19 protein-coding genes and 2 tRNA genes are annotated in these 23,671 nt (G+C 66.3%); 9 read left to right on the top strand and 12 right to left on the bottom strand.

Going from position 1 to position 23,671, the window contains the following annotated elements; all coding sequences use genetic code 11:
* From AC5Y5E_RS23690 to dnaA, 11 genes are all read right to left on the bottom strand, one after another.
* Positions 1-1,272: a PE family protein gene (locus AC5Y5E_RS23690; protein ID WP_499905456.1), complete on the bottom strand. Its 1,272-nt coding sequence runs from the start codon at positions 1,270-1,272 to the stop codon at positions 1-3.
* 250 nt (positions 1,273-1,522) lie between these two features.
* Complete coding sequence (locus AC5Y5E_RS23685) at positions 1,523-2,710, bottom strand: IS481 family transposase (protein ID WP_499905454.1); 1,188 nt, start codon at positions 2,708-2,710, stop codon at positions 1,523-1,525.
* A 113-nt stretch (positions 2,711-2,823) separates the two neighbouring features.
* Positions 2,824-2,896: transfer RNA gene (locus tag AC5Y5E_RS23680), tRNA-Ala, on the bottom strand.
* A 151-nt stretch (positions 2,897-3,047) separates the two neighbouring features.
* Positions 3,048-3,121 (bottom strand) — tRNA-Ile (locus AC5Y5E_RS23675).
* A 92-nt stretch (positions 3,122-3,213) separates the two neighbouring features.
* Positions 3,214-4,098 (bottom strand): DUF3566 domain-containing protein, encoded by an 885-nt coding sequence (locus AC5Y5E_RS23670; protein ID WP_499905453.1) that lies wholly within the window; start codon positions 4,096-4,098, stop codon positions 3,214-3,216.
* Between the two features lie 178 nt (positions 4,099-4,276).
* Complete coding sequence (gene gyrA / locus AC5Y5E_RS23665; protein WP_499905452.1) at positions 4,277-8,056, bottom strand: intein-containing DNA gyrase subunit A; 3,780 nt, start codon at positions 8,054-8,056, stop codon at positions 4,277-4,279.
* A gap of 32 nt (positions 8,057-8,088) precedes the next feature.
* On the bottom strand, positions 8,089-10,122 hold the full coding sequence (gyrB, locus tag AC5Y5E_RS23660) for a DNA topoisomerase (ATP-hydrolyzing) subunit B (RefSeq protein ID WP_499905450.1): 2,034 nt from the start codon (positions 10,120-10,122) through the stop codon (positions 8,089-8,091).
* A 254-nt stretch (positions 10,123-10,376) separates the two neighbouring features.
* Positions 10,377-10,940: a DUF721 family protein gene (locus AC5Y5E_RS23655; RefSeq protein WP_499905449.1), complete on the bottom strand. Its 564-nt coding sequence runs from the start codon at positions 10,938-10,940 to the stop codon at positions 10,377-10,379.
* Positions 10,937-12,094, bottom strand: coding sequence for a DNA replication/repair protein RecF (gene recF, locus AC5Y5E_RS23650; RefSeq protein WP_499905447.1), 1,158 nt, complete (start codon positions 12,092-12,094; stop codon positions 10,937-10,939). The genes AC5Y5E_RS23655 and recF overlap by 4 nt, the downstream gene beginning before the upstream one ends.
* Positions 12,095-13,294, bottom strand: coding sequence for a DNA polymerase III subunit beta (gene dnaN, locus AC5Y5E_RS23645; RefSeq protein WP_499905446.1), 1,200 nt, complete (start codon positions 13,292-13,294; stop codon positions 12,095-12,097).
* A gap of 492 nt (positions 13,295-13,786) precedes the next feature.
* Positions 13,787-15,343, bottom strand: a complete 1,557-nt coding sequence (gene dnaA, locus AC5Y5E_RS23640; RefSeq protein ID WP_499905444.1) for a chromosomal replication initiator protein DnaA — start codon at positions 15,341-15,343, stop codon at positions 13,787-13,789.
* A 589-nt stretch (positions 15,344-15,932) separates the two neighbouring features.
* Between dnaA and rpmH the strand changes: the two genes are divergently transcribed.
* The 9 genes from rpmH (at position 15,933) to AC5Y5E_RS23595 (ending at position 22,407) form a co-directional block, all read left to right on the top strand.
* The gene (rpmH, locus tag AC5Y5E_RS23635; protein WP_068111553.1) at positions 15,933-16,076 is read left to right on the top strand and encodes a 50S ribosomal protein L34; all 144 of its coding nucleotides are present in this window, start codon (positions 15,933-15,935) and stop codon (positions 16,074-16,076) included.
* A gap of 22 nt (positions 16,077-16,098) precedes the next feature.
* Complete coding sequence (gene rnpA, locus AC5Y5E_RS23630; RefSeq protein WP_499905443.1) at positions 16,099-16,455, top strand: ribonuclease P protein component; 357 nt, start codon at positions 16,099-16,101, stop codon at positions 16,453-16,455.
* Positions 16,452-16,808 (top strand): membrane protein insertion efficiency factor YidD, encoded by a 357-nt coding sequence (gene yidD / locus AC5Y5E_RS23625; protein ID WP_499905440.1) that lies wholly within the window; start codon positions 16,452-16,454, stop codon positions 16,806-16,808. The genes rnpA and yidD overlap by 4 nt, the downstream gene beginning before the upstream one ends.
* Positions 16,789-17,925, top strand: a complete 1,137-nt coding sequence (gene yidC / locus AC5Y5E_RS23620) for a membrane protein insertase YidC (protein ID WP_499905438.1) — start codon at positions 16,789-16,791, stop codon at positions 17,923-17,925. The genes yidD and yidC overlap by 20 nt, the downstream gene beginning before the upstream one ends.
* 80 nt (positions 17,926-18,005) lie before the next feature.
* Positions 18,006-18,578: a Jag family protein gene (locus AC5Y5E_RS23615; protein WP_499905437.1), complete on the top strand. Its 573-nt coding sequence runs from the start codon at positions 18,006-18,008 to the stop codon at positions 18,576-18,578.
* An 82-nt stretch (positions 18,579-18,660) separates the two neighbouring features.
* The gene (gene rsmG, locus AC5Y5E_RS23610) at positions 18,661-19,383 is read left to right on the top strand and encodes a 16S rRNA (guanine(527)-N(7))-methyltransferase RsmG (RefSeq protein ID WP_499905738.1); all 723 of its coding nucleotides are present in this window, start codon (positions 18,661-18,663) and stop codon (positions 19,381-19,383) included.
* Entirely contained in the window at positions 19,278-20,360 is a 1,083-nt protein-coding gene (locus tag AC5Y5E_RS23605; protein ID WP_499905435.1) for a ParA family protein, read from the top strand. Before rsmG ends, AC5Y5E_RS23605 begins: the two co-directional genes overlap by 106 nt.
* A 23-nt stretch (positions 20,361-20,383) precedes the next feature.
* On the top strand, positions 20,384-21,367 hold the full coding sequence (locus AC5Y5E_RS23600; protein WP_499905434.1) for a ParB/RepB/Spo0J family partition protein: 984 nt from the start codon (positions 20,384-20,386) through the stop codon (positions 21,365-21,367).
* 275 nt (positions 21,368-21,642) lie between these two features.
* Positions 21,643-22,407, top strand: a complete 765-nt coding sequence (locus AC5Y5E_RS23595) for an acetyltransferase (protein WP_499905432.1) — start codon at positions 21,643-21,645, stop codon at positions 22,405-22,407.
* On the opposite strand, the gene AC5Y5E_RS23590 is transcribed toward AC5Y5E_RS23595, so the two are convergent.
* Positions 22,404-23,624 (bottom strand): N-acetylmuramoyl-L-alanine amidase, encoded by a 1,221-nt coding sequence (locus AC5Y5E_RS23590; protein ID WP_499905431.1) that lies wholly within the window; start codon positions 23,622-23,624, stop codon positions 22,404-22,406. The genes AC5Y5E_RS23595 and AC5Y5E_RS23590 overlap by 4 nt on opposite strands.
* Positions 23,625-23,671 lie beyond the last annotated feature (47 nt).

Genomic DNA, 23,671 nt, shown 5'->3' with positions numbered 1-23,671 from the left:
CTATAAATGCGCCCCGGTCGCTCCGTCGGTTCCCGCCGCTCCCAAGATGATCCCGCCGCTGCCGCCGGCACCGCCGGGACCGCCGGGGAATGTACCCGCCGCGCCGCCTTCGCCGCCGTCCCCGCCGTTGCCGAACAGCCCCACCGCGTTGCCGCCCGCACCCCCAGCGCCAGGAGTGCCGAATATCGCCTGCCCGCCGGTGCCACCGTGACCGCCGTTGCCGGCAAGGAGCCCACCGCTGCCCCCTGCACCGCCGGGGCCACCGCTTCCCGCCGCGCTAAAGAGGCCGCCGCCCGTTCCTCCGGCACCGCCGTTTCCGATCACCCCGGCGTTGCCGCCGTCGCCTCCGGCAAGACCCAGGGAGCCATCACCACCGTCGCCGCCATCGCCCCACAGCATTCCACCGGCTCCGCCTGACCCGCCCACGTTGCCAACCCGGCCGAATCCGGCGTCGCCGCCGTCGCCACCCGCCCCGAAGAGCAGGCCACCGTGGCCGCCGCTACCGCCGCTACCAGCGACCCCACCGGGGTTAACGCCATCGTTGGATATACCGCCGGCCCCTCCGCTGCCACCGGCGCCGAACAATCCGATCGCGTTACCGCCAACGCCGCCGTTGCCGGCATTGCCGTTGATAAATTCGTTTACCCCACCGATCCCACCCGCGCCGCCATTGCCGTAAAGCAGGCCACCGGTGCCGCCCGCGCCCCCGGTGCCGCCGGTGCCGCCCGCCACGTTGACCGTCCCGCCGGCGCCACCCACACCGCCGTTGCCGAAGAGGCCCGCGGCCCCGCCGGTGCCGCCGTTTTGGCCCCCGGCGCCAGACCCACCGTTGCCGCCATTGCCCCACAGGATGCCGCCGGCGCCGCCGTTCTGTCCCGTCCCGGGCGCCCCGTTGGTGCCATTGCCGATCAGCGGTCGCTGCAGCAGCAATTCGGTGGGGGTGTTGATCACGTCGAGCAGGTCCTGCGCGGTGGTCTGTAATGGCGACACGTTGGCCGCCTCGCTGCCGGCATACGCGGCCGCGCTCACGCCCAATGCCTGCACCAACTGCTCATGCAACGCCGCCGCCCGGGCACCGACGGCCTGATAGGCCTGCCCGTACTCGCCAAACAGCGACGCAATCGCGGCCGACACCTCATCGGCACCGGCCGACAGTACCTCTGCGGTCGAGGTAGATGCGGCCGCATTGGCCGCGCTGACTGTGGTGCCGATTTTTGCAAAATCCGTTGCGGCTGAAGCAATCTCGTCAGGAATTGCGATGACAAACGACATTCCGCACCTCCGATCAGCGCTATGCTCCGGTAGGCGGCCGCGTCAGCTAGATCGTCGAGCCCCCCGGCATACGCAAAGCGTATCCACGCACCTACGAGTCGACTGGAAATTCCGGACAATCGCCGTAGCGTAAGACAGACGCACCGGCGGCCGGGTGATCGCGGCAAGACGCCTGATCTGTGGAGTGTTCAGAGTCGGTTGATGGTTGACGTTTCTGTTTCAGTTGATCCTTGACACTCTGGGTTAGTGGTTAGGCCTGTTCGCGGGTGCGGAAGGCCCGCTTGTTTCTTACCTCGCCGCGGCTGGTTCGCGCGGCGGTCTTGACCAGATCGTCGCCGATGAAAAAGCGCAGCAGCTCACCGTCGACGTGAACGTCGCAGCGTGATCCGGCATGGTGGGCGCCGACGCAGACCTGTTGCCAGGCCACGCTGACCACCCCGTTGGTCGTCACACGGCGGCTGACCCAGTTATCACCGGTGCGATCCTCGCGCGGGGCCATCGCCGCCGAAGCGGGTCTAAGCGGCGCGCTCACGGTGAATCGTTCGGCGGGCGTTGCCATGTCCAGCGATTGGTGCGGACGGGTGTTGTTGTAGTAGTCGACCCATTCATCCAATGCCCGCTGGGCAGTCGCGAGGCTGGTGAAAGGCTTACCAGCGCTGAGGAATTCAGCGCGCAGGCTGCGGTGAAACCGCTCGATCTTGCCGGTTGTGGTCGGGCTTCTGGGTTGGGTCAGCAGATGCTCGATACCGTGCTCGCGACAAATCGCATCAAAGAGCACCTCGACCGGTGGGTGAGAAAATCGGCCGGTGAACACTTTGCCGTTGTCGGTGAGCAGCTGCTCCGGGCTTCCATAGGCCGCCAACGCCCCCCGCAGCCCGTCGCAGACCGCGCGCGTGCGTTCGCGCGCCATCAACTTCGCCGACACACAGAACCGGGAATGGTCATCAATCCCGGTTAACGCCTTCGCGCTCGTTCCATCGGCCAGCGGAAACCCGCCCACGACATCCATCTGCCACAACTCCATCGGCGCGCCGCGCTCCCAGCGTTTCCACTTGCGCGCGCGCCGATCCCGCACACTCGGGTCGATCATGCCCGCCCGCAGCAAGGCCCGATAGGCCGCCGACTCCGAGGGCACCGGCACTACTCCGCGCTTATCCAGCTCGAATACCAGCCGCCGCGGCCCCCAATACGGTCGCGACCGGCGCAGCTCCAACAGCTCGGCCTCCACCGCCGCCGGCATCTGATGCGGACACGACACCGGCCGATGCGACCGATCCGCCAACCCCTCGAGGCCCTCGGCCTCATAGCGGGCCAACCACGAGTGCAGCGTTTGACGCGACACTCCCACCTTTTCGGCGACCAGCGAAATCGACAACCCGTCACTGATCACCGCCAACACGGCCTGATACCTCTGCTCGGCCACGCTCAACTCCCTCATCGAAGGAGTGTCAAGGATCAGCCGAAGTAACTGTCAAGCATCAGCCGAAACACTGTCAGGCATCACCCGAAGGCAATATGTCAAGCATCAGCCGAGGTCATACACCTGATCTGTGGAGCCTAGGGGAATCGAACCCCTGACACCCGCCTTGCAAAGGCGGTGCTCTACCAACTGAGCTAAGGCCCCTCATCGTGGCTGGGTGGTTGATCGGCAGGATCAGCCACCGCCACGTGCCAGACCTCGACCCCGCGTCGTGACCGCACCACCGCCGCCGCTACAGCGGCCAGTGCCAGTGGCAATGCAAGCCTTACGCAACGTCTGGACGGGCACATGGTTGTGGGCCTGGGAGGACTCGAACCTCCGACCTCTTCGTTATCAGCGAAGCGCTCTAACCGCCTGAGCTACAGGCCCGCACTCGCGTACGGCCGAGCGACGAGATTACCGCAATCGTCGCCGGACCCCCAAAACCGCGTGATCGGCACTAGTCCGATGGTGTCGGCCCACTAGTCGCGGTCCGCCAGTGTGACTTCGATGCCGCCGATCAGATCAGTGGCCAGGTTGTAGACGAACGCGGCGATGGTGGCCATCGCGGTCAGCAGGACGATGTTGACCAAGCCGATCAGCACCGCGCCGCCGAAGATCGTGCCGCTGGATACCAATTCGCCGCTGCTGCCGCTGGTGTTGTTCAACAGGTCGCCGACGTTGCTGTTCAGCTTGGCCCACACGCCCATGCCGCCGAGCACGAGGTACAGGAACGCCACCGCGATCATCCACACGAAGAACAGCGCGACCGAGAGCAGCAGGGACACCTTCAGCGTGCTCCAGGGATCGATCCGCCGGATCTGCATGCTGGCACGAACGGGACCGCGGGTTCGCCGCGACACCTGGACCCGGTTTTCGCGGCCTTCGTTGGCGTCCGCATTCGTGGACCTGGCCGAAACGGCGGGGCTCGGCGTCTCGGCGCTGCGCGCCGGGGCGGGCTTGCGCTGCGGCGATCGTGGAAGGGGCCCGGACAGATCGGGCAACTCGCTGGCGTAGGCCTCGGCGGGCGGCCCGTCGCCGCGTGGCGGCGCGGGGTCGAATTCGTATGGCTTCCCACGCGGGGCCGCGCCGGCCCCGGGCGCGGACCCGCCGGAAATGAAGCGGTTGAGCCGGGCATCGGCGCTGGTGGGAGCCGCGGCCGGCCGCGGCTCGGCGTGCGATTCGGGCTCGCGATGCGTCGGGGCGGATGGCCGGGCGGCGCGCGGCCGTGGTGGCGACTCACCGGCGTCAGGCGCCCGGCCGGTCTGCGCCGGCGCCGCGCGGTGCACACCGGCACGCTCGGCCGCGCCGTCCCCATTCAGGCCGTCGCCCTGTTTGGGGGCGCCCGGCTCGTTCGGTGAGGTCACCCCGACTCCTTAGATCTTCTGCGGTGGCAGTCGCATTATGTCTGGTCGCGCCGAGTCTATTGCCCGGCTCGACCCCGGCCCGTTGAGAGGACCTCCGCTGGGTCCGCATCGCCCGTCGGGCCGAGTCTAGTTGGCCGGGCGCTCAGGCGGACCCCCGCTTGCCCGCATCGTTACCTGCCTAGCTCTGCGCGTCCTCGCCCTCGTCGGCGTCCCCGACGACCTCGTCGGCGGCTTCCTCGGCGTTGCGCGCGATGGCCAACAGCGTGTTGTCCTCGCCCAGGTTCATCAGCCGGACGCCCTTGGTCTGCCGTCCCGCCTTGCGGACCTGGCGTGCCGCCGTGCGGATCACGCCCCCTCCGGAGGTGATCGCGTAGAGCTCGCTGTCCTCGTCGACGATCAGCGCGCCGACCAACCTGCCGCGCCGACGGTCGTACATCACCGTGAGGACGCCCTTGCCGCCGCGGCCCTGCACCGGGTACTCCTCGATCGCGGTGCGTTTGGCGTAACCGCCGGACGTGGCGACGAGGAGGTAGGTGCCTTCGCGGACCACGTTCAGCGACAACAGGTAATCGTCGGCGTTGAACCGCATGCCCTGCACGCCCGAGGTGGCGCGGCCCATCGGGCGCAGGGCCTCGTCGGTCGCCGAGAACCGGATGGACTGCCCGTTGGCCGACACCAGCAGCAGGTCGTCCTCGGACGAACACAGCACCGCGCCGACCAGCTCGTCGCCGTCACGCAGGTTGACGGCCACGATTCCGCCCGAACGGTTGGAGTCGAAGTCGGTCAGCTTCGTCTTCTTCACCAGGCCGTTGCGCGTGGCCAGCACCAGGTACGGCGCGTCCTCGTAGCTGCGGATCTGGATGACCTGCGCGATGCGCTCCTCCGGCTGGAAGGCCAGCAGGTTGGCCACGTGCTGACCGCGCGCCGTGCGGGAGGCTTCGGGGAGTTCGTAGGCCTTGGCCCGATACACCCGGCCCTGCGTGGTGAAGAACAGGATCCAGTCGTGGGTCGAGGACACGAAGAAGTGCGCGACGATGTCGTCCTGCTTCAGCCCGGCGCCCTGCACGCCCTTGCCGCCGCGCTTTTGGCTGCGGTAGAGGTCGGTCTTGGTGCGCTTGGCGTATCCCGTCTCAGTGATGGTGACGACAACGTCTTCGCGGGCGATCAGGTCCTCGTCGTTGACGTCACCGTCGGCCGCGATGATCCGGGTGCGACGGTCGTCGCCGTGCTTGTCGACGATCTCGGCGAGCTCGTCGTGCACGATCCCGCGCTGCCGCTCCGGCTTGGCCAGGATGTCTTCCAGGTCGGCGATCTCGGCCTCGATCTTGGCCAGGTCGTCGACGATGCGCTGGCGCTCCAGGGCTGCCAGGCGTCGCAGCTGCATGTCGAGGATGGCCTGGGCCTGGATGTCGTCGATGTCGAGCAGCTCGATCAAGCCGGCCCGGGCGATGTCGACGGTCTCCGACGCCCGGATCAAGGCGATCACCTCGTCGAGCGCGTCGAGCGCCTTGACCAAGCCGCGCAGGATGTGGGCGCGTTCGTTGGCCTTGCGCAGCCGGTAGGTGGTGCGCCGGACGATGACGTCGAGTTGGTGCGCAACGTAATAACGGATCATCTGGTCGAGGCGCAGCGTGCGCGGCACCCCGTCGACGATGGACAACATGTTGGCGCCGAAGCTGGTCTGCAGTTGGGTGTGCTTGTAGAGGTTGTTCAGCACCACCTTGGCCACCGCGTCGCGCTTGATCTCGACCACGATGCGCAGGCCGACGCGGTCGCTGGATTGGTCCTCAATGTTGGCGATGCCGGTGAGCCGGCCGTCGCGGACCTGCTCTGCGATCGACGTGATGAAGTTGTCGTGGTTGACCTGATACGGCAACTCGGTGATGACGATCGACGTGCGGCCGCGCGAATCTTCTTCTATCTCAATGACTCCGCGCATCCGGATCGATCCGCGACCGGTGGTGTACGCGTCGTGGATGCCCTGGGAGCCGACGATCAGACCGTGGGTGGGGAAGTCGGGACCCTTGACCCGCTCCCGGACTGCGGCCAGGGTCGCTTCCTCGTCCGCCTCGTGGTTGTCCAGGCACCAGTAGACGGCTTCGGCGAGCTCCCGCAGGTTGTGCGGCGGGATGTTGGTCGCCATGCCGACCGCGATGCCACCCGACCCGTTGGCCAGCAGGTTGGGGAACCGGCTCGGCAGCACGGTCGGTTCCTGCACCCGGCCGTCGTAGTTGGGGATGAAATCGACTGTCTCCTCGTCGATTTCGCGCAGCATCTCCATCGCGAGCGGGGTCAGCCGCGCTTCGGTGTTGTGGCTGATGAAACCATTCGTGAGGAAGGCGTGGTCATCGGTGTCAACGCGCAGGCTGTACACCGGCTGGATGCCCGCCTCGGTCACGGAGGCGACTTTGGCGAAGTAGAACCGGCCGTCAGTGAGCTCGGTTGCGATGGCACGGACGTCGGGGTCGGCGATGCGGGACAGGATCTGGTCCCCGTCGCGACGCCACCGCGATAGCCGGTCGATGTTGTGGCGGTTCAACCAATCTTTGTCGACCCAGCGGCTACCGCAGTGCTTGCGAATAAATGTGGCCAACCCTGGGACGTGGTCTGCGTCCATGCCAGCGCAAGCTGGCATGGCTTTCAGGATGGTCGTCAGCTTGGTTTGCTTGGCACCACCGAAACCCACTTGCGCTGCAAACATTTCGGCCTGAGCGCGATTGGTGATTACGACCTTGTGCTCGCCAACCGCAAACCGGTAGCGCTTGGAGACGATGCCGAATTCCAGCAGCATCTGCTGCACATCGCCCGCCAATCGCTCGCTGCGGCTGGAGTACGAGATCTGAATCGTGTTGCGCGGCAGCTCAGAACAGGAGCCGTCGCCCTCGAAGAGCGCTTGCAGAAACGCCCGCTTAACCGCCGCCGGGGATTGCCACAACCAGTCAGGGATCGCTTTCGCGGCCGACCGCTGCCCACCCAGGCCCCCGAGCCGTGTCTTCTTCAGCTCCGTCAGATTCTGTATGTCGAGCTCGTGCAGTACCGAGCCGGACGCGATCGCCCGCGACGATACGTAGCGCCGGCCTCCGACAACCGCGTCATAGGCGCCGACGACCATGTTGAAGTAGTCCCGGTCGCAGTTGTTGAATCCGGCGCGTCTCTCGGAGACGAAACCCTCGCTGATGAACGCGCCCAACAAAAGCGCTTCCATCACGTCATGCCACTCCGCCGGCCCCAACTCCACCGGCGGCGTCCGCTGCAGAACGACGTGGTCGGCGGGCCGGATCTCTTCTATTAGCTTCCAGAGCAGCGTGGGCACACCCGCGACATCAACCAGGCACAGCAATGGGTGGTTTGAAGTCCCGGTGACTTCATAGCCCTCGGCCGTGCGCACGGTGTAGGTCTGATGGTCGCCGGAGTGGAACAGCCGGTCGGCCAGCACAGGGTTGCCGTGGCGATCAAGGACCTTTAGCTCGACCGCGTTGTCCGAATCCGGCCAGGCGCCTGGAACGACATCGCCGATTCGCACCGATCGCCCAAATGGCAAGCGCACCAACGAATTGCCGGTAAGACAATAGCGCATCGCGGCCGGCGGATCGTTGCCCGGCGAACCGAAGTTGCCCTGTCCGTCGACCAACGGATACCGCAGCGACCACGGCTGCGCCATCCGCACCAGGGTGTCGTAGATCGACGAGTCGCCGTGCGGGTGATAGTTGCCCATCGTCTCGGCAACGGAGCGTGCGGATTTCGCGTGTCCGCGGTCCGGCCGAAACCCGGAATCGAACATCGCGTACAGCACTCGGCGGTGCACCGGCTTGAGGCCGTCGCGCACTTCCGGTAGTGCGCGGCCCACGATAACGCTCATCGCGTAGTCGATATAGCTGCGCTGCATCTCCTGCTGAATGTCGACGGGTTCGATCCGGTCGCCGGCTTCGCCACCGGGTGGCAGCGTGGTGTCAGTCATGTGATCCTCGGGTTAGATCGTGCGAAATCGAATCAGACATCAAGGAAGCGAACGTCTTTGGCGTTGCGGGTGATGAAACTCCGGCGCGCGTCGACGTCCTCGCCCATCAGGATGGAGAACAATTCGTCGGCGGCCGCGGCGTCATCGAGGGTGATCTGGCGCAGTACCCGCACGTTTGGGTCCATCGTGGTTTCCCACAACTCCTTGGCGTCCATCTCACCCAGACCCTTGTAGCGCTGAATGCCGTCTTCCTTGTTGATCTTCTTGCCGGCCTTCAGCCCGGCCTCGAGCAGGCCGTCGCGCTCGCGGTCGGAGTAAGCGAATTCGGGATCGCTGCGCTGCCACTTCAACTTGTACAGCGGCGGCTGTGCCAAAAACACGTGGCCGTTCTCGATCAGCGGCCGCATGAATCGGAACAACAACGTCAACAGCAGCGTCGAAATGTGTTGGCCGTCAACGTCGGCGTCGGCCATCAACACGATCTTGTGATAACGCAGCTTGGTGATGTCGAACTCGTCGTGGATGCCGGTGCCAAGCGCGGTGATGATCGCCTGAACCTCGGTGTTTTTCAGCACCCGGTCGATGCGCGCCTTCTCGACGTTGATGATCTTGCCGCGCAGCGGAAGGATGGCCTGGAACATCGAGTCCCTGCCGCTCTTGGCCGAGCCGCCGGCCGAATCTCCCTCCACCACATACAGTTCGGACTTGCGCGGGTCGGTGGAGCGGCAGTCGGCGAGCTTGCCGGGCAGCCCGCCGAGATCGGTGGCGCTCTTGCGACGCACCAGTTCCCGCGCTTTACGGGCCGCGATGCGGGCCTGCGCCGACGACACCGCTTTGTTGACAACGGTTTTCGCTTCAGAGGGATTCGCCTCGAACCAGTGCGTCAGCTGTTCGTTGCACACCTTCTGCACGAACGACTTGACCTCGGTGTTGCCCAACTTGGTCTTGGTCTGGCCCTCGAACTGCGGTTCGGCGACCTTGACGGAAATGACCGCCGCCAGGCCTTCCCGGATGTCGTCGCCGGTGAGGTTGGCGTCCTTTTCCTTCAGCAGCTTCTTGTCTTTGGCGTATTTGTTCACCACCGACGTCAACGCGCTTCGGAAGCCCTCCTCGTGGGTGCCGCCCTCGTGGGTGTTGATCGTGTTGGCGAACGTGTGCACCGACTCCGAGTAGCCGCCGTTCCACTGCATGGCGATTTCGACCTCGTGGCCGGCGCCCTTGCCGTCGAAGTCAATGACGCTCTGCTGGATCGGGCTTTTCGTGCGGTTGATGTGTTTGACGAAGTCGACCAGGCCGCCGGGGTAGTGGAAGGTGCGGTGCTTGACCTTGTGCGGCGCGGTCGATTCGGCCGCCTTCTCTTGCGCCGACTTGGGCGCGTCGGCCGTATCGCTGACCACCTCGTCGACGACCTCGTCCTGCTCCACCCGCTCGTCGGTGAGGTTGATCGTCAGACCCTTGTTCAGGAACGCCATCTCCTGCAGGCGGCGCGCGACGGTCTCGAAGTCGTACTCGAGGGTTTCGAAGATGTCCGGGTCCGCCCAGAACCTGATGGTGGTTCCCGTTTTCTTGGTGGCCTCGCCCTGTTTGAGGGTGCCGGGCACCGCGCGGTCGTAGTACTGGAACCACTCGTGCCCGTCGCGTTTGATGTTGACTTCCAGCCGGGTGGACAGCGCGTTGACCACCGACACACCGACACCGTGCAGCCCACCGCTGACGGTATAGCCGCTGTTCTCGCCGCCGAACTTGCCGCCGGCGTGCAGCTGGGTCATCACCACGTCGACGGTGGGGGCGCCGGTGGCGTGCATCGCCACCGGAATGCCGCGCCCGTCGTCGGTGACCTCCACGCTGCCGTCATCCAGGAGCCGCACATCGACCTTGGTGGCGTAACCGGCCATCGCCTCGTCCACCGAGTTGTCGACCACCTCCCAGATGAGGTGGTGCAGACCCCGCTCACCGGTGGACCCGATGTACATGCCGGGGCGTTTGCGGACGGCCTCGAGCCCTTCGAGCACGGTGATCGCTGACGCGCCGTATTCGTCTTGTGCCTTCTTCTTCTGGGCAGCCACGGTCGGAATGCTCTCCTTGGGGTTTCATGCGGGCGGTCCGGTCACCGCAGCAGACGCATGCCACCACTCTACCGTGATCGGGCCCTGGCACCCATTCTCTGGGCGCGTTTCTACCCAGCTAACTGCGCCGTGCGCACGTTTTCTTTATTCGCGCCGCGTCCCGACGTCCCTGATAGGGGTCTCTTTCGTTCTGGCCGATCTGAGGCGCCTGTGGATAGACGCGCGACTGGGGGCCGATTTCGTCTCGCAACGCCTCAGCCGTACGTGTCCCGCGGCCCCCGCCCGGCGATGTGGCGGGGCCCCTTACGCCACGAGGGCGCCGTGGGTCCGCTGATTTTCAGCGACGTCACCACACCGTTGCCAACCGCCGCGGCGATCTTGGCCAAAAGTTGCGCCTGGATCATCCGCAGCTGGGTGGCCCACGCCGTCGATTCCGCCGTCACGCTGAGCACACCCTCGTTGAGCGCGGTCGGGGTGGCATGGTCGGCGATCTGCTGTCCCACCACCGACGACCAGTGTCCCAGCACCGTGCCTTCGGCGACGTGCGCCGACCAGCCGCGTTTTTTCGCAAGGTCGCGCGCCAGCCGACCCAGCGGCTGCGGATCGCGAACGTCCGGACCCGGACCCGACCAGCTGCGTCGCTGTCCCGCCACCCGGCGCGGCGCCGACGGCATCGCCCTCCCGCGCCCGGCGTCCTTTCCCTGCGCCCGGGCCGCCGCCCGAGCCTCCTCGAGGGTGCGGCGCACCAGGTCGATCCCGGTCAGCCCGCCCAGTCTGTCGACCTCGTTCTTGTCGTCCGCGTCGGTCCCGTCGGTCATGTCCGCACCGCCGAGACCCGGCCCGCGTCGTCGTCGCGCAGATCGATATGCACCCGCCTAGCATCCCAGTCCGACGGAATGTCTTCCAGCACCGCCGCGGTGACCAAAACCTGCTCGGCTGACTCGGCCACCGCCGCCAAGGCCCGGCGACGGGTGGCATCGAGTTCGGCGAACACGTCATCGAGCAACAGCACCGGCTCGCCGCCGTCCGCGCGTAGCAACTCGTACGCCGCCAACCGCAGCGCGACGGCGAACGACCACGATTCACCGTGACTGGCAAAGCCTTTGGCGGGTTGGTCGCCGAGCCTCAGCTCCAAGTCGTCGCGGTGCGGGCCGACCAGGCACATTCCGCGCTCCAATTCCGCGTCACGCCGCGCGGACAAGGCCGCCAGCAACGCAGCCTCCAGGAATTCGCGGTCGGTGCCCTCGAAGTCCTCCGGGCCGCGGGCGTCGAGGCTCGGCCTATAGGCAACCGACGCGGGGCGCGATCCCGGTGCCAGCAACTGGTAGGCCTTTTCCACCTCCGGTGCCAGCTCGTTGACCAAATCGATACGGGCGGACATTAATTGGGCGCCATGCTCGGCGAGCCGACTGTCCCACACGTCCAGGGTGTCCAAGGCGCTGCGGTCGCCCCGATACCGGGCACCGGAAAGCGATTTCAACAGTGCGGTGCGTTGCCGCAAGACCTTGTCGTAATCGGCGCGTACGCCGGCAACCGCCGGCCGGCGGACCGTGGCCAAATCGTCAAGGTAGCGCCGCCGATCCGCCGGGTCGCCGCGCACCAACGCCAGGTCTTCGGGCGCGAAAAGCACCGCGTGCAACACGCCGACGACCTCGCGCGTGCTACGAACCGGCGAGCGATTCAGCCGCGCCTTGTTGGCTCGGCCCGCGGCGATCTCCAGATCGATCGCGCATTCCCGGCCGTCGTTCACGACGATCGTCGAAACCACCGCGCGGTCCGCGCCCGCCCGGATCAACGGCGCATCGGTTCCGACCCGGTGTGAACCCAATGTTGTCGAATACCAGAGGGCCTCAACCAAATTCGTCTTCCCAAAGCCGTTGGGACCGACGAACACCGTCCGGCCCGGCTGCAATTCGAGGTCGGCGTGAGCCCAGGACCGGAAATCGCGCAGTCCCAAATGCCGGACGTACACCTACCCGGGCAACCGGACTGGCATCAGCAGGTACACGTAATCCGTCGGCAATGCCGGGAAGGGGCCGGCGCCGCTGGGGGAGCTGTCGCCGTCGGATGCGGGGCGCAGCAGCGCGGGCTTGCCGGGCGTCGTGAAACCGAACGACACCTGTTCCGAATGGACTGATGCGAGCCCGTCGGTCAAATACGTCGGGTTGAACGCGATCGTCAACGGTTCGCCGACGAAATCGACCTGGAGATCCTCTTCGGCGCGACCCACGTCGTCGGCGCCGGCCGAAAGCCGGAGCGTCCCGTCGGAGAATTCCATCCGCACCTGGGCACCGCGGTCGGCCACCAACGCCACCAGCTTGATGGCCTCGGTCAACTGGGCCACGTCGATGGTGGCAACCGCGGTGTGCTCGGCCGGCAGCAGCTGACGAAACTTCGGGAACTCCGCATCGAGGAGCCGGGTGGTGCTTTGCTTGCCGTTGCCGCTGATCCCTAGCAACCCGTCTTTTCCGACTCCGGCGCCCGCGCCCAACGACAGCTGAACCTCGGACCCATCGGCGCCGCCCTTGGCCGCCTCGGACAACGTCTTCGCCGGTACCAGCACCGCGGCCTCGATGTCGGGTGACAAAGCCGTCCACGTCAACTCGCGAACCGCAAGACGGAACCGGTCCGTCGCGGCCAAAACCACCTTGTCCCCGGAAATCTCGACGCGAATCCCGGTCAACATGGGCAGCGTGTCATCCCGGCCGGCGGCGATGGCGACCTGGCCGATCGCCTCCGCGAACAGGTCCGCCGGCAGGGTGCCGGTACCTTCTGGCAACGTGGGCAGCGTGGGGTAGTCCTCAACCGGCATCGTCGGGAGTGAAAACCGTGCGCTTCCGCACGTCAACGCGACCCGATTGCCGTCCACATAAAAGTCGACGGGCTTGTTCGGCAACGCCCGGGTGATGTCGGACAACAACCTCCCGGATACCAAAACGCTTCCAGGAGAGGCGATTTCGGCCGCAACCTGGGCTTCGGCGGACACCTCGTAGTCGAACCCGGAGATCGTCAGGCCGTCGTCCGAGCCAGAGAGCAGGACGCCGGACAGCACCGGCACCGCCGGCCGGGTCGGCAGGTTCTTCGCCACCCACGACACCGCGTCGGCGAATGACTCTCGCACCAGACGGAACTTCAAGTCCGTGAGCCCAGCTGTTGTCGTCGCCGCGTCCATAGCGTCCCTTTACCTGCCGAGTGTCCAAAAACCTGCAAAAACCACAGTGGCTAGCCGCCCGTCCGCTAGCAGTCGAACCACAACCGTAGATCTTCTGCCGCCATCTTGAAAGCTAACCGCAGACGCCGACAAGCCGCGTGAACGCGGGCCTCGGCGCGGCGCGGTCGACAGGTGTCCCCAACGGCGTTCTTCAAAGAAGAAACAACGGAAAGATCTAAGTAACAGTATTAAGGCCTGTGGATTCTGGGGACAGCGTGGCTTTGGTGCAGCTAGGGGAGCAACGGGGTTGTGGATGACACGGTTGACAACGTAGCCGCGCTTGTTGGGCGGATGGGGATGGAACACGGATGTGTACGGAAATCCCATTGCTGCACCGATCTTTGACGGGCTTGTGCACAGCGCTGCCCACAACACCCTGGAGTGACAGCTGTGACAGGGGAGCGAGAAGTTTTTTGAAAAAAACTTTGGCCGGGCGGTCTCGAGGCGCCGGGATCAGCGCTTGGACCGCTGCCGGATGCGGGTGGTGAGCTCCTTGACGTGATCGAAGACCTCACGTCGCTCGGCCATTTCGGACAAGATCTTTCGCTGCGCATACATGACCGTGGTGTGATCACGACCGAATGCCTGACCGATCTTGGGCAGCGACAGGTCGGTCAACTCACGGCACAGGTACATCGCTATTTGTCGTGACTGTGCCAGCGCCCGAGTCTTGCCAGGGCCGCGGAGCTCCTCGACGGTGGTGTCGAAGTACTCGGCGGTGGCGGCCATGATGGTGGCCGCGCTGATTTGCATGGTGCTCGCGTCGGCGATGAGGTCACGAAGCACGATCTCAGCCAGCGCCTTGTCGATCGGAGTCTTGTTCAACGAGGCGAATGCCGTCACCCGGATGAGAGCCCCTTCGAGCTCGCGGATGTTGCGTTCGATGCTGCTCGCGATCAGCTCGAGCACGTCGTCGGGCACCGCCAGCCGCTCCATCTGTGCCTTCTTGCGCAGAATGGCGATGCGGGTCTCCAGCTCGGGGGGCTGCACGTCGGTGATCAGTCCCCACTCGAACCGGGTGCGCAGGCGATCTTCCAGCGTGGCGAGTTGCTTGGGTGGCCGGTCGGACGAGATGACGATCTGCTTGTTGGCGTTGTGCAGCGTGTTGAAGGTGTGGAAGAACTCTTCCTGGATACCTTCTTTGCCCTCGATGAACTGGATGTCGTCGACCAGTAGCACGTCGACGTCGCGGTAGCTGCGTTTGAACGCGACCTTGCGGTCGTCGCGCAGCGAGTTGATGAAGTCGTTGGTGAATTCTTCGGTCGAGACGTACTTCACGCGCATGCCGGGAAACAACCGTTGGGCGTAATTACCGGCGGCGTGCAACAGGTGGGTTTTGCCCAGGCCGGACTCGCCCCAGATGAAGAGCGGGTTGTAAGCGCGGGCTGGGGCTTCGGCGATGGCGAGGGCCGCGGCGTGTGCGAAGCGGTTGGACGCGCCGATGACAAAAGTGTCGAAGGTGTAGCGCCGGTTCAGGCTGGTGCCGCCGGCGACGGCCGGGTCGGCCGCGTGCGGGCGTTCGGTGAAGTAGTTGGGCCAGCTCTGTTCGGCGCCGGCCGGAACGTCACCGTTCTCGTCCGTCTCGTCGGTGTCGATCGCGGTGTCCAGGTCGGCATCGTCGGCCTGGTCGAGGGCGGAGGTTTCCGAGACGGGTGGAAAGGCGTCGCCGTTGGTGAACGCGCTCGCGTCGGTGTCCTCGAGGGGTGGGGCGATGCGGACGCCGAGTTGGATCTGCTGTCCGAGCCGGCGGCTGAGCGCGTCGGTGATCGGGGCGCGGAGGTGGCGTTCGATCTCGTTTTGCACGAAGCTGCTCGGCACCGACAGCAGAGCAAATCCCTCGACGATCGTCAGCGGCCGGACGAGATTCAGCCACGCCCTTTGCTGGGGGGTTAGTGGGGTGGCGAGTGCCGTGCGGTTGGCGGCCAGGCCGTCCGAGGGGGATTCGCCGTTAAGCTCGGAGACGACCGCATTCCAAACTGTTGTGAATCCTGAACCGGGGTCATCGGTCAACGACGTAATCTCCCTGGCTCTCGCAGATCCCGGGTCGAGGGGCAACCACGCTTAACGACGAAGCAGCTGTCCACATAGTTATCCACAGGTGTGGACAGGATAATCGTAGACGAGCCGCAGCCTACCGGCGACGGCCCGCGATCTCCGTGCTGATGGCAACCCCGGCCGGTCGCCTAGACAGCTACTCGATCCGCCATCCTCGCTTTGTCGTCGAGCGCCGTTCCACTCTGAAACGGCATTGCCCGAAGTTAACAGTTTTCCGTTCGGCTGCCAACAGTTGTGTTGCATTCCAATCGGCTTCCCTAGGGTGTCTTGGGCCTGCTTGTCGCCCAAACTTCTATGGTGCCGCAGCGAGGGCGCCGAGAACTTCGGTTTTCGCGGATGTGTTAGTTGGGTGCGTTGCGGCAGACCAAGTTTGACCCAGCGAAGGCACGTCAGTACCCTCAAACAGTCGCCCGAAAGTCGGCGATACGGCTGCGACCCAGATGAAGACCGGGGACCGCGCCGGCCAGCAGCAAGACCCACCTCCGATCGACCCGCGGACGAATGGCGCGAGCGGCCGGAAGTTTCGAATTACGAGGAGAACGCCGTGGCCAAGGGCAAGCGGACCTTCCAGCCGAATAACCGGCGCCGAGCCCGCGTGCACGGCTTCCGGTTGCGGATGCGCACCCGCGCCGGGCGGGCGATCGTCTCCGGCCGGCGGCGCAAGGGCCGCCGCGCGTTAACTGCCTGATCGCAACGCCAGGTTTTTGGCGGTGCTTTCCGCACGCAACCGCATGAGGCGGTCAACGGAGTTTGACGCCGCGGTGAAGTACGGGATGCGCTCGGCGCAGCCCGACGTCGTCGTGCACGTCCGGCGGGCTCCCGAGAACGGCACCGGCCCCCGCGTGGGCTTGATCATCGGCAAACCGGTCGGATCGGCCGTCGAGCGTCATCGGGTTGCGCGTCGGCTGCGGCACGCCGCCCGGACCATGGTGGGCGACCTTCACCAATCCGATCACGTGGTGATCCGCGCGCTGCCGAGCAGCCGGCTGGCGTCGTCGGCGCGGCTGGAGCAGCAACTGCGCCGCTGCCTGCGCCGTGCGTTCGAGTCGGCGGGAACCGACCGATGACGGCTCTGGCGAGGGCGCGTGCCGTGATCGGGGGAGCGGGGCGGGCCAGCGCGCGCGGGTTGATTTTCTTGATCCAGCTGTACCGGCACATGGTGTCGCCGCTCCGTCCGGCGACGTGCCGCTTCGTACCGACCTGTAGCCAGTACGCCGTCGACGCCCTCACCGAATACGGGTTGATTCGGGGGAGCTGGTTGTCCGTGACCCGGCTGGCCCGATGCGGACCGTGGCATCGGGGAGGATGGGATCCGGTACCGGATCGACACGAATGCCGGGCGAGCTTCGAAGGCGCCGGCCCCAGACAAGCGGGGCGCCCCGCGCCGCAGCAACGGGAGAGTGAGTCTTTTGTCGTTTGATTGGTTCAGCCTCGACGTCTTCTACTACCCGGTGTCGTGGATCATGTGGGCTTGGTACAAGTTGTTCGCGGCCGCGCTGGGACCGTCGAACTTCTTCGCCTGGGCACTGTCGGTGATGTTCCTTGTCTTCACCCTGCGGGCGATCCTGTACAAGCCGTTCGTGCGCCAGATCCGCACCACCCGGCAGATGCAGGAGCTGCAGCCGCAGATCAAAGCGCTGCAAAAGAAGTACGGCAAGGACCGCCAGCGCATGGCGCTCGAGATGCAGAAGTTGCAACGCGAGCACGGCTTCAATCCGATCCTGGGCTGTCTGCCGATGCTCGCTCAGATCCCGGTGTTCCTCGGGCTGTATCACGTGCTGCGGTCCTTCAACCGGACGACCGGCGGCTTCGGCCAACCGCACATGTCGGTAGCCCAAAACCGCGCGACCGGCAACTACGTCTTCACCCCGGCCGACGTCGGGCACTTCCTCGACGCGAACCTGTTCGGCGCCCCGATCGGCGCTTTCATGACCCAACACGCCGGGTTGGATGCCTTCACTCACTTCAGCCGACCCGCGGTGATCGCCGTCGGTGCGCCCGTGATGATCCTGGCCGGCGTCGCGACCTACTTCAACAGCCGGGCGTCGGTGGCCCGGCAGAGCGCGGAGGCGGCGGCCAATCCGCAGACCGCGATGATGAACAAGCTTGCGCTGTATGTGTTTCCGCTCGGCGTCGTGGTCGGCGGCCCGTTCCTTCCGCTGGCGATCATCCTGTACTGGTTCTCCAACAACATCTGGACGTTCGGCCAGCAGCACTACGTGTTCGGGATGATCGAGAAAGAGGAAGAGGCCAAGCGGCAGGAGGCCGTTCAGCGGCGAGCCGCGAACGCGCCCGCACCGGGGGCCAAGCCGAAGCGCAATCCGAAGACGACGTCGGCGAGCGGCAATGGTTCGTCGTCGGGGGTCGATGACGGGAGCGACGGTTTGGACTCGGATTCCGATCAATCGGATAACGGCGCCGCCGGGGCTAAAGCGGCAACGGCGCAACCGGACAAACCGAACGCGGCGGGCCGCACCGACGGTCCGACCAACCGCACCCCGCGGCCCGGGGCGCGGCCCAAGAAACGGAAGCGCTGACGAGGCGCCACAGCTTTTAGGGGGTCCCCGGGCGAGTGACCCGACTGCAGAGGGACCCGTGATGAGGGAGAGGGAACGACATGACAGACGCCGACACCACCGAGCGCGATGTGGACACGGAACTCGACGCGCAGGAGACGTCCGCCGACGAGGCGGCGGAGGATCGCGGATCCGACCACGGCGACGACCAGGAGGAGCGGTTGGTCGCCGAGGGCGAGATCGCCGGTGACTATCTCGAAGAGCTGTTGGACCTGTTGGACTTCGACGGTGACATCGACCTGGACGTCGAGGGCGACCGCGCAGTCGTGAGCATCGACGGCAGCGACGACCTGACCAAGTTGGTCGGCCGCGGCGGCGAGGTTCTCGACGCCCTGCAGGAACTCACCCGGCTGGCGGTGCACCAGAAGACCGGTGTGCGTAGCCGGCTGATGCTTGACGTCGCGAGCTGGCGGCGGCGGCGCCGCGAGGAGTTGGCCGCGCTGGGCGACAAGGTGGCGCGGCGCGTGCTGAACACCGGCGAACGCGAGGAGCTTTCCCCGATGACGCCGTTCGAGCGCAAGATCGTCCACGACGCCGTGGCCGCGGTGCCTGGGGTGCACAGCGAGAGCGAGGGCCAGGAGCCATCGCGCCGGGTCGTTGTCCTGCTCGACTGACGAGTCACAGCCGTGTAATTCACGGATGCTCCCGGCGGGCCGCAGAGGATCGAGGATGTTTCACGTGAAACAAGACCGCGAGATGTTTCACGTGAAACATGCCCGCGATGCCGCGGGCGCCGAGGCCGCCGGGTCGATGAGCGACGCCGCCGCGGCCGCCGTCTTCGGGAACCGGATGGATCTGGCGCAGCGCTACGCCGAGCTGCTCGCCGGCCCGGCCGTGGAGCGCGGCCTCCTGGGGCCACGGGAGGTTGGGCGGCTCTGGGACCGCCACCTATTAAATAGCGCGGCGATCGGGGAGCTTCTCGGTCCGGGTGAACGGGTCATCGATATCGGCAGCGGGGCCGGCCTGCCGGGGATACCGCTGGCGATCGCACGAGCGGATCTCGAGGTCGTCCTGCTCGAGCCGATGCTGCGCCGCAGTGAGTTTCTCACCGAGGCTGTTGCCGAACTAGGGTTGGCGGTCGAGGTGGTGCGTGGCCGTGCGGAGGACCCTTGGGTGCGCGAACGATTTGGCTCTCGGGACGCCGCGGTGTCGCGTGCGGTTGCGGCGCTGGACAAGTTGGCGAAGTGGAGCATGCCGTTGCTACGGCAGGACGGGCGGATGATCGCGATCAAAGGGGAGCGTGCTCCCGAGGAAGTGGAAGCGCACCGGCGTGTGATGGCCGGATCGGGTGCCGTTGATGTCAGGGTGGTGACATGTGGCGTGAACTACTTGTGTCCGCCCGCAACCGTGGTCTTAGCGCGACGAGGAAGGCCTTCGCGCCAGAAGCCGGCACGGTCGGCAGACAGGGGGGCACGGTGAGTTCTCCACCCGATTGGTCCGGCGGACCCCCGCCGTCACCGCCCGTCGCGCAGGCGCAGCCCGAGGCGCCCGCGCCACCGGGGGCCGCCGCACCCGTCGATGTTTCACGTGAAACATCGACCGAATACGACACCCCCATCGGCGCCGCGGCCGAGCGTGCCATGCGGGTGCTCCACACGACCTACCCGCCGCTGCGCCGCCCGACCCATCGACGGGTATTCACCGTCGCCAATCAAAAGGGCGGCGTCGGCAAGACGACCACCGCCGTCAACCTTGCCGCCGCCTTGGCCGTGCAAGGCCTCAAGACCCTCGTCATCGATCTCGACCCCCAGGGCAACGCGAGCACCGCGCTGGGCATCCACGACCGGCAGGCGGGCACCCCGTCCTCGTACGAGGTGCTCATCGGCGAGGTCTCATTGCGCGACGCGTTACGGCCGAGCCCGCACAGCCCGCGGCTGTTCTGTGTGCCGGCGACGATCGACCTGGCCGGCGCCGAGATCGAATTGGTGAGCATGGTCGCGCGCGAGAACCGGCTCCGCACCGCGCTGGCCGAACTCGACCAGTTCGACTTCGACTACGTCTTCATCGACTGCCCGCCCTCGCTCGGCCTGCTGACGATCAATGCGCTCGTGGCGGCACCCGAGGTGATGATCCCGATCCAGTGCGAGTACTACGCCCTGGAGGGCGTGTCACAGCTGATGCGCAACATCGAGATGGTCAAGGCCCACCTCAATCCCCGGCTCGAAGTGACCACCGTGATCCTCACGATGTACGACGGGCGGACCAAGCTGGCCGACCAGGTGGCCGACGAGGTCCGCCGGTTCTTCGGAGACAAGGTGTTGCGCACCGTGATTCCGCGCAGCGTCAAGGTTTCCGAGGCGCCCGGCTACAGCATGACGATCATCGACTACGACCCCGGTTCGCGCGGGGCGATGAGCTACCTCGACGCGAGCCGCGAACTCGCCGAGCGCGACTGACCACCATCCGTGAAGGGACGACCATGACGCAGCCGTTACGCAAGAAGGGCGGCCTCGGCCGGGGCCTGGCTTCGCTGATCCCCACCGGCCCGGCGGAGGGCGACTCGGGGCCGGCGACGCTGGGTCCCCGGATGGGGGATGCGGCGGCGGATGTGCTGATCGGCGGGCCGGCGCATGAGGCCGCCTCGGTGGGCGCGGTCTATCGCGAGATCGCGCCGGGCGATATCGAGCGCAACCCGCGTCAGCCGCGGCAGGTGTTCGACGAGGAGGCACTGTCGGAGCTGGTCCACTCCATCCGCGAGTTCGGACTCCTGCAGCCCATCGTGGTCCGCGCGGTGACCGGGGCGCCGGGTGGCGCGCGGTACCAGATCGTGATGGGGGAGCGGCGCTGGCGTGCCGCGCAGGAGGCGGGGCTGGCCACCATCCCCGCGATCGTCCGCGAGACCGGCGACGACAACCTCCTGCGCGACGCCCTGCTGGAGAACATCCACCGGGTACAGCTGAACCCCTTGGAAGAGGCGGCTGCATACCAGCAGCTGCTCGACGAGTTCGACGTCACCCACGACGAACTGGCCTCGCGCATCGGCCGGTCGCGGCCGCTGATCACCAACATGATCCGATTGCTGAAGCTGCCGATCGCGGTGCAGCGGCGGGTCGCCGCGGGGGTCTTGTCCGCGGGCCACGCCCGCGCGCTGCTGGCCCTCGAGGCCGGCCCGGAGGCGCAGGAGGAGCTCGCCAGTCGGATCGTCGCCGAGGGTCTGTCGGTGCGGGCAACCGAGGAAGCGGTCACCCTGGCCAACCGCGGCGACGGCGCCGCCCCGGCACCGCAGCGCCGCAAGCCGATTCAGATGCCCGGCCTGCAGGACGTTGCTGAGCGGCTGTCCAACACCTTCGACACCCGGGTGACGGTCAGCCTCGGCAAACGCAAGGGGCGGATCGTCGTCGAGTTCGGCTCGGTCGAGGACCTCCAGCGGATTGTGGACGTGATGACCCCTCCCAAGGCATGACCGTCCACACGGTGTAATTACGTCACTGTGACACTGGGCCGCTCTCGAGCCCGAAATCGCCGGCCTCGCGTGCCCCAATTCTGCGGAGTTGCTATGTGCCTCAAGGTGTTTCGTCCGTTACCGGGCCGGCGGCCCGATGCCGGGGCCGTCCTTCGGGGCCGGCGCAAGTGGCGGGGCAAACACTGGTCCGACGAGGTCAAACTCTCCTATCCTGGAGAGGTTGCCGGTGGCCCACAACTGCGTGGCTGCAAGACCGCACGGAAGCCAGGAGGCTAGTGTCCGCTCGAATCACGCCGCTTCGGCTCGAGGCCTTCGAGCAGCTTCCCAAGCATGCGCGCCGCTGCGTGTTCTGGGAGGTCGACCCCGCGACCCTCGGTAACCAGGACCACCTCGCCGACCCCGAATTCGAAAAGGAAGCGTGGTTGTCGATGGTGATGCTGGAGTGGGGTTCGTGCGGGCAGGTCGCCACCGCGATTCCCGACGACGAGCGCAGCCACGCCGAGCCGCCGTGCCTGGGATACGTTCTCTACGCCCCGCCCCGCGCGGTGCCGCGGGCGCAACGGTTTCCCACCGCGCCGGTGTCCGCCGACGCGGTGCTGCTGACATCGATGAACATCGAGCCCGGGCAAGCCGCCGACGATTTGCCGCATGGGCTCATCGCCCGGGTCGTCGACGAGATGGTTCGACGCGGGGTCCGCGCGTTGGAAGCGTTCGGTCGCATGCCGGCTGCGTCCGAGCTGCAGGATCCGCGGATGGTGGACCCCGATGTCCGGCCGGTGCTGGAGGCGCTCGGCGACTGCTCGGTGGAGCACTGCATCATCGACGCGGAGTTCTTGAAGGACGTGGGGTTCGTCGTGGTGGCGCCGCACAGGTATTTCCCGCGGCTGCGGCTGGAGCTGGACAAGGGACTCGGCTGGAAGGCCGAAGTCGAGGCGGCACTGGAGCGCCTGCTGGCCAACGCCCAACTGGAAGAACCCGTGGGCGCGGGTTCCGGTTCTTCTGCTGCGGGAAATACGTTGCAGATCAACGAGAGCGGTTAGGAACCGCCCAGCCGCGATGCCCGCTCCACCGACAATTCGTGGGCCAGCAGTTCGGCGAAGGTGAAGGTGCCGGTGGGGCGGTCGTTCTTGCCGAGCAGATACAGCCGCTTCACCGCGGCGAGAATGCCTTCGGCGATGGCGTCGCGGGTCTGCGCGGAGATCAACATTTCGCGGTCGCGCGGGTTGGTGATGTAGCCGACGTCGACCTGAACGGTGGGCATCCGGGTGAGCCGCAGCAGATCCCACGTCCTGCCGTGTGTGCGGCAATCCCGTAAACCGGTGCGGGCCACCACTTCTCGCTGAATGAAGTCGGCGAGATTGCGTCCGATCGTGGAGACCGAACCGTGCGAATTGCCGAAGTGAAAGGAGGCGACGCCGTTGGCCGACGCGCTGGTCTGTGATTCGCAGCGCAGGCTGATCATGAGGTCGGCACCGACGTTGTTGGCGGTAGCGGCGCGCTCGGCGTCCGACGGGCTGCGGTTGGTCGGCCGCGACAGAAAGGTCTCCATGCCGATCGCGGTCATCCGGCCCTCGAGCCGACTGGCCAAGTCCCACAGCACATCTGCCTCACTGACAGGCCCGGCCGGTCCCTGCATAAGGGCGCCGTGGTCCGTGCCGCCACGGCCCGGATCGATGATGATGCGTTTGCCCGACAGCTTGGGTCCGGAGCGGCGGACCAGTTCTTCCTCACGGATGGCGTGCGGGGAGCCGCCGCTGACCCGTGAGCTGAGAAAGTACAAGGAGCGCAAGGTTTCCGGGCCGCAGATGCCGTCGGCGGCGAGTCCGTATTCGCGCTGATAGGACATCAAAGCGTTGTGGGTCTGCAGGCCGAAGTGCCCGTCGACCAGGCCGGTGTAGAAACCGAGGTCCTGGAGCCGCGCCTGCAGGGTCGCGACGTCGTCCCCGTAAAGCGGTGCACCGAATTGGTGGTACAGCGTGCGCGCGCCCAGCCGGTACGAGGCCTCCTTCAGCGCGCGGTAGGTGGCTTCGCCGACGATGCCGTCCACCAGGAGTCCGCGATTCTGCTGGAAGGCGCGTACCGCCTGATCAAGCTGGGCATCGAAGACCTCCACGGCGACATGCCGGCCGGTGGTCAGGTCTTCCTCGGGATTGTCCAGCAGCCCTAGCGCAGCCAGCGCCGCCCGGATTTCGGTCACGGCAGCGCTGCGGTCACCACAGCGCAGCGCGTCGCCGTATTCACGGCGCGGACTCGACATACCAAAGGCCCTCCGGGACAAATTGACAGGCTGAATTCGGGCAACGG

It is taken from the genome of Mycobacterium sp. NGS54 (assembly GCF_059812465.1).
This window is presented reverse-complemented; position numbering and strand designations above follow the sequence as displayed.